This window comes from Streptomyces sp. B1866, from assembly GCF_031932565.1.
Taxonomy (GTDB): Bacteria; Actinomycetota; Actinomycetes; order Streptomycetales; family Streptomycetaceae; genus Streptomyces.
The window spans coordinates 1-2,312 of record NZ_JAVSCF010000461.1; the positions used below are offsets into that span (position 1 = coordinate 1).

Consider the following 2,312-nt stretch of genomic DNA (forward strand, 5'->3'; position numbering starts at 1 on the left):
CAGCTCACGCACCCGCCGCCGCGCGTCCTGGAGGTTGGCGGCGGTCTGCTTCAGGTAGTCGAGGAGCTCTTCGTCGTTGGGCATGTGGTGGTCCGCTCCCGGTACGTCAGACGATGTGGAAGGTCGGCGAGGACGAACCGCGCAGGGTGTGCGCCGGTTGTCGAGGGCGGTCGGCGGGTCAGCGGGAGATTCCGAGTTCATTGGTGAGGAAGTCGAGCACTTCCGCGCGGGAGGCGGACTTCAGGTCGCGCGAGGACTCCGGTCTGGGCTCGCAGGCGGACCGCATCTCCGTGAGCTTGCGGCCGACGCGGGCGCGCTCGTCCGGGCTCAGCTCGGCGGCCGCCAGTCTCGCGGCGAGCGCGTCCAGCTCGGTGAGGAGGGTGTCGGCCGGGTCCGTGGCCTGGCCGTCGTCGAAGGCCAGGCGTTCGTGCAGGTGGTCGGCGAGCGACGCCAGCGTCGGGTAGTCGTAGACGAGTGTCGTGGGCAGCTTCAGGCCGATCCGTACGGCGAGCAGGTTGCGCAGCTCGACGGCGGTGAGCGAGTCGAACCCGATGTCGTGGAACGAACTGTCGGGGCTGATCGCCGCCCGCGACTCGTGGCCCAGCACGCTGCCGACCAGTTCCTGCACAAACTCCACCAGGGCCCGGCGGCGGTCGGGCGCGGGCATGGCGGCCAGCGCGCTGAGCAGGTCGCCGTCCCGGTCGTCCTGCCGCGCGCCGCCGAGGGAGCGCACCTCGGGCAGGTCGGCGACGAGCCGGCTCGGGCGGGCGGCGGTGAAGTCGGCGGCGAACCGGTGCCAGTCGATGTCCGCCACGACCTGGGTGGCCACCGGCTCGGCCATGACCTGCCGCAGGGTGGCGATGGCGCGGTCCGGCGCCATGAGCGGCAGGCCGTAGCGGCGCGTCCGGTTGGCCACGGCCTCGTGGGCCACCATGCCGTCGCCCTGCCAGGCGCCCCAGGCGACCGAGGTGGCGGGCAGGCCGTCGGCGCGGCGCCGCTCGGCCAGTGCGTCGAGGTAGGCGTTGGCCGCGGCGTAGTTGCCCTGCCCCTTGGTCCCGGTGGTTCCGGCCAGCGAAGAGAAGAGCACCAGGTGGGCGTCCCGGGCCGCCTCGTGGAGGTGCAGCGCGCCATGGGCCTTCACCGCCAGTGCGGCGGCGAGGCGGCCCGGTGTCAGGTCGTCGATCAGGCAGTCGTCCAGGGCGCCCGCGGCGTGGATCACCGTGCTCAGCGCCCGCTCGGCGGGCACGGTCTCGACCAGTCGCCGCACCGCCTGCGCGTCGGTGACGTCGCAGGCCTCGATGGTCACGGGGACTCCGGAGGCGGCCAGCTCGGCGCGCAGTTCCGCGGCCCCTGGGGCGTCCGGGCCGCGCCGGCTGACCAGCAGCAGGTGCCCGATGTCCTGGGTGACCAGCCACCGCGCCAGGTTGGCCCCGACCCCACCGGTCCCGCCGGTGACCAGCACGGTCCCGCCCGGCTGCCAGCCCGGGGCCGTGGTCGACGCGGCGGAGCGCACCAGGCGGCGTACGAGGACGCCCCGGTCCCGTACGGCCAGCTGGTCCTCGGCGTCCGGCGCGGTGAGGGCCCGGGCGACCAGGTCCCGCATCCGCTCGTCGGCGTGCTCAGGCAGGTCGAGGAGCCCGGCCCACAGCTGCGGCTTCTCCAGGCCGGCGACCCGGCCCAGCCCCCAGACGGCGGCCTGCGCGGCGTCGGCGGGCTGGTCGGCGCCGTCGACGGATACGGCCTGCCGGGTGGCGACCCACAGCGGACCGAGGCCGAGTTCCTCGCAGATCTGCACGGTGTGTGCCACGCCGGCCAGCCCGGCGGGCACGGCGTCGGCGTCCGGGTGCGGCCTGCTGTCGAGCGCCAGCAGGCTCAGTACGGCATCGACCGGCTCTCCGGCGGCGGCCTCCCGGATGGCATGGGCCAGCACGGACCGGTCCGCCGCGGCCGCGATCCGCACGACGGCCACCTGGCAGCCGCGTTCGGCCAGCATCTTCTCGGCACCCGGCACCCACGGCTGCGGTTCGTCCAGGTCAGGCACCAGCAGCAGCCAGCGGCCGGAGGGCTCGGCGGCGGCGGAGGCCGCCGGGGCGAGGTGGCGCCAGTCGACGCGGTAGCGCCACCCGTCGTCCTGTGCCGGTGACGGGGCGCCGAACAGGGGATGCACGTCGAGCCAGTAGTGCTGGTGTTGGAAGGGGTAGGTGGGCAGGTCGACGGTCCGGGCTTCGGGGAACAGCGGCGCCCAGTCGACCGGATGCCCCTGTACGTGCAGCGTGCCCAACGCGGTCACCGCGGTCCGTACGTCGTCATGG

2 protein-coding genes are annotated in these 2,312 nt (G+C 74.6%); both read right to left on the reverse strand.

Going from position 1 to position 2,312, the window contains the following annotated elements; all coding sequences use genetic code 11:
• Window positions 1-201: polyketide synthase docking domain-containing protein (locus tag RKE29_RS29405; RefSeq protein ID WP_312008762.1), on the reverse strand; the 201-nt coding region annotated here is incomplete at its 3' end.
• Window positions 179-2,312, reverse strand: a 2,134-nt coding sequence (locus tag RKE29_RS29410) for an SDR family NAD(P)-dependent oxidoreductase (protein ID WP_312008763.1), incomplete at its 5' end; no start/stop codon positions are given. The genes RKE29_RS29410 and RKE29_RS29405, both read right to left, overlap by 23 nt.